Genomic DNA, 4145 nt, shown 5'->3' with positions numbered 1-4145 from the left:
GACCCGCAAGTCGTTCAAGAACGTGGACGTGATCCCGCCGGGCAACGGCATCATGCACCAGATCAATCTGGAGCGAATGAGCCCGGTGATCGGCGTGCTCGACGGCGTGGCCTATCCCGACACCTGCGTGGGCACCGACAGCCACACGCCGCACGTGGACGCGCTGGGCGTGATCGCGATCGGCGTGGGCGGCCTGGAGGCGGAGAACGTCATGCTGGGCCGCGCCTCGTGGATGCGCCTGCCCGACATCATCGGTGTCGAGCTCACCGGCCGGCCGCAGCCCGGAATCACCGCCACCGACGTCGTGCTGGCGCTGACCGAGTTCCTGCGCGCCTCGAAAGTGGTGGGTGCGTGGCTGGAGTTCCGCGGCGAAGGCGCCGCCGCGCTGACGCTGGGCGACCGCGCCACCATTTCCAACATGGCGCCCGAATACGGCGCCACGGCGGCGATGTTCTTCATCGACGGCAACACGATCGACTACCTGCGCCTGACCGGCCGCAGCGACGAGCAGGTGAAGCTGGTCGAAGCCTACGCCAGGCACACCGGCCTGTGGGCCGACGCCCTGGCCACTGCGCAGTACGAGCGCACGCTATCGTTCGACCTGTCGTCGGTGGGCCGCAACATGGCCGGCCCTTCCAACCCGCATGCGCGCGTCGCCACCGCCGATCTGGCCGCCAAGGGTATCGCCGGCAACCTCGACGCTGCGCGCGCGCAGGAAGCGCAGGGCCTTATGCCCGACGGCGCGGTGATCATCGCCGCCATCACCAGCTGCACCAACACCTCCAACCCGCGCAACGTCATCGCCGCGGCGCTGCTGGCGCGCAATGCCAACCGCGCCGGGCTCACGCGCAAGCCGTGGGTGAAGAGCTCGCTGGCGCCCGGCTCCAAGACCGTGGCCCTGTACCTGGAGGCGGCCGGGCTGATGACGGAGCTCGAGCAGCTGGGCTTCGGCATCGTCGCCTTCGCCTGCACCACCTGCAACGGCATGAGCGGCGCGCTGGACCCGGCGATCCAGAAGGAAATCACCGACCGCGACCTGTACGCCACGGCCGTGCTCAGCGGCAACCGCAATTTCGACGGACGCATCCATCCGTATGCCAAGCAGGCCTTCCTGGCTTCGCCGCCGCTGGTGGTGGCCTATGCCATCGCCGGCACCATCCGTTTCGACATCGAGAAGGATGCGCTGGGGCACGACGCCAGCGGCAAGGCGATCGCGCTCAAGGACCTGTGGCCCAGCGACGAAGAGATCGACGCCATCGTCAAGGCCAGCGTGAAGCCCGAACAGTTCCGCAAGGTGTACGAGCCGATGTTCACCGTGGTGGTTGAAAGCGGCGAGAAGGCGAGCCCGCTGTATGACTGGCGCCCGATGAGCACCTACATCCGCCGCCCGCCTTACTGGGAAGGCGCGCTGGCCGGCGAGCGCACGCTGCGCGGCCTGCGCCCGCTGGCACTGCTGGGCGACAACATCACCACCGACCACCTCTCGCCATCGAACGCGATCCTGGCCAACAGTGCCGCCGGCGAATACCTGGCGAAGATGGGCCTGCCCGAAGAGGACTTCAATTCCTACGCCACCCACCGCGGCGACCACCTCACCGCGCTGCGCGCCACCTTCGCCAACCCTACGCTCACCAACGAGATGGCGGTGGTGGACGGCGTGCAGAAGAAGGGCTCGCTGGCGCGCGTGGAGCCGGAAGGCGAAGTGATGCGCATGTGGGAAGCGATCGAAACCTATCTCGACCGCGGCCAGCCGCTGATCATCGTCGCCGGCGCCGACTACGGCCAGGGCAGCTCGCGCGACTGGGCCGCCAAGGGCGTGCGGCTGGCCGGCGTGGAGGTGATTGCGGCCGAAGGCTTCGAGCGCATCCACCGCACCAACCTGCTCGGCATGGGCGTGCTGCCGCTGGAGTTCCTGCCGGGCACCACGCGCAAGACCCTGCGCCTGGACGGCACCGAAACCTACGACGTCATCGGCGAGCGCACCCCGCGCGCCACCCTGACGCTGGGCATCACCCGGCGCAGCGGCGAGCGCGTCGAGGTGCCGATGACCTGCCGCCTGGACACCGCCGAGGAAGTGTCGATCTACGAAGCCGGCGGCGTGCTGCAGCGCTTTGCGCAGGATTTCCTGGCCGCCACGCAGCAGGGCTGAGGGCTTGCAAATACCCAAAATGGGCATTAATGTGCCCGATATGGGCATTGAACCAGGAACGCGAGTCAGTGAAGCGGCGGCGCTGTACGCCAGCGCCAACCTGTCCGACGCCCTGTTCACCCAAACCCAGCAGCGGGTTCTGGCCTGCCTGTTCGGAGAATCCGGCCGTAGTTTCACCGTCAGCGAACTGATCCAGGCCACCGCTGCTGGCAGCGGTGCCGTCCAGCGCGAAGTCGCCCGCCTGGCCGGCAGCGGGCTGCTCACGGTCGAGCGCCTGGGCAACCAGAAGCGCTACCGCGCCAACGCCGACAGTCCGATCCACGATGAGCTCGCCAGCATCGTGCGCAAGACCTTCGGACTGGCGGCCCCGCTACGCGAAGCGCTGGCCCCGCTGGCCGGACAGATCCAGGCGGCGTTCGTCTACGGTTCGGTCGCCAAGCGCACCGACAGCGCCGCCAGCGATATCGACCTGATGCTGGTGTCGGATAGCCTGGACTACGCCGAGGTGATGGCCGTGCTCGACCCCCTGACCGAACGCCTGGGTCGGAAGGTCAACCCCACGCTGTACAGCCGTGACGAACTGCGCAAGCGAATCGCTGCCGGCAACAGTTTCATCACGCGCGTGCTGTCGCAGCCGCGCGTGTGGGTGATCGGAGGCGCGCATGAGCTCTGCGCTTGAGAACCTCGCCGGCACGGGCGGCTCGCTCGTGGCGGAAGCTCCCAATGAACTGGAAATCGCCGGGCTGCTGCGCTCGGGCAGGCTTCGGCTGTCCGACGCCGGCGGCTCGGCCTTGTCGCTGGAAAGCCGGTTCGACCTCGCCTACAACGCCGCACACGCCCTGTGCCTGGCCGCACTGCGCAGGCAGGGCTATCGAGCCCGCCACCGATACATCGTTTTCCAGGTGCTTCCGCACACGTTGGGGCTGGGGCCGGAGGTCTGGCGCGTCCTCGCCAAGGCCCATGACCTACGCAATCTGGCCGAATACGAAGGACACATGGAGGTAGACCAGCGTCTGGTCGATGCCCTGCTGGCCGCGTGCAAAGCCACCCTGGAAGCCATCAACCTCGCCTTCGGAGAAAACTGACATGGCTGGTCCCCAGCTCCGCATCCCCGCCACCTACCTGCGCGGCGGCACGTCCAAGGGCGTGTTCTTCCGCCTGCAGGACCTGCCCGAAGCCGCACGCGTGCCCGGCCCCGCGCGCGACGCGCTGCTGATGCGCGTCATCGGCAGCCCCGACCCCTACGGCAAGCACACCGACGGCATGGGCGGCGCCACCTCCAGCACCAGCAAGTGCGTGATCATTTCGGAAAGCACGCAGCCCGGCCACGACGTGGACTACCTCTACGGCCAGGTGTCCATCGACACTGCCTTCGTGGACTGGAGCGGCAACTGCGGCAACCTCAGTACCGCCGTGGGCCCGTTCGCGATCGCCAACGGCTTCATCGACGCCGCGCGGCTGCCGCGTGACGGCGTGTTCGCGGTGAAGGTGTGGCAGGCCAACATCGGCAAGACCATCATCGTGCACGTGCCGATGGCCAACGGCGAAGTGCAGGAAACCGGCGATTTCGAGCTCGACGGCGTCACCTTCCCGGCGGCGGAAATCGTGCTGGAGTTCATCGACCCGGCCGACGAGGGCGAAGGCGAGGGCGGCGGCGCGATGTTCCCCACCGGCCACCTCACCGACACGCTGGACGTGCCGGGCGTGGGCGCGCTGACGGTGACGATGATCAACGCCGGCATCCCCACCGTGTTCGTGGACGCCGCGGCGCTGGGCTACACCGGCACCGAGCTGCAGGACGCCATCAACGGCGATGCGAAGGCGCTGGCGATGTTCGAGACTATCCGCGCCCACGGCGCGGTGCGGATGGGCCTGATCAAGGACGTCGCCGACGCTGCGAAGCGCCAGCACACGCCGAAGGTGGCCTTCATCGCGCCCCCGGCCGACTACACCACCAGCAGCGGCAAGCGCATCGCGGCCGCCGACATCGACCTGC

4 protein-coding genes are annotated in these 4145 nt (G+C 68.3%); all 4 read left to right on the top strand.

Going from position 1 to position 4145, the window contains the following annotated elements; all coding sequences use genetic code 11:
• A partial coding sequence (acnD, locus tag K0M70_RS08925; protein WP_290781450.1) for a Fe/S-dependent 2-methylisocitrate dehydratase AcnD occupies positions 1–2149 on the top strand: 2149 nt, incomplete at its 5' end.
• A gap of 40 nt (positions 2150–2189) precedes the next feature.
• Positions 2190–2828 (top strand): nucleotidyltransferase domain-containing protein, encoded by a 639-nt coding sequence (locus tag K0M70_RS08920; RefSeq protein WP_290781448.1) that lies wholly within the window; start codon positions 2190–2192, stop codon positions 2826–2828.
• Positions 2812–3234 (top strand): hypothetical protein, encoded by a 423-nt coding sequence (locus tag K0M70_RS08915; RefSeq protein ID WP_290781447.1) that lies wholly within the window; start codon positions 2812–2814, stop codon positions 3232–3234. Before K0M70_RS08920 ends, K0M70_RS08915 begins: the two co-directional genes overlap by 17 nt.
• A 1-nt stretch (position 3235) precedes the next feature.
• Positions 3236–4145: 2-methylaconitate cis-trans isomerase PrpF (gene prpF / locus K0M70_RS08910; protein ID WP_290781446.1), on the top strand; the 910-nt coding region annotated here is incomplete at its 3' end.

It is taken from the genome of Arenimonas sp. (assembly GCF_019459675.1).
GTDB lineage: Bacteria > Pseudomonadota > Gammaproteobacteria > Xanthomonadales > Xanthomonadaceae > Arenimonas.
Note: the sequence above shows the minus strand (reverse complement) of the source record. Positions and strands in the feature narration are given on the sequence as shown.

Excerpts from the sequence above, each read along its gene's own strand:
- K0M70_RS08920 (WP_290781448.1), top strand. The coding sequence starts at position 2,190 with ATGGGCATTGAACCAGGAACGCGAGTCAGTGAAGCGGCGGCGCTGTAC.
- K0M70_RS08915 (WP_290781447.1), top strand. The coding sequence starts at position 2,812 with ATGAGCTCTGCGCTTGAGAACCTCGCCGGCACGGGCGGCTCGCTCGTG.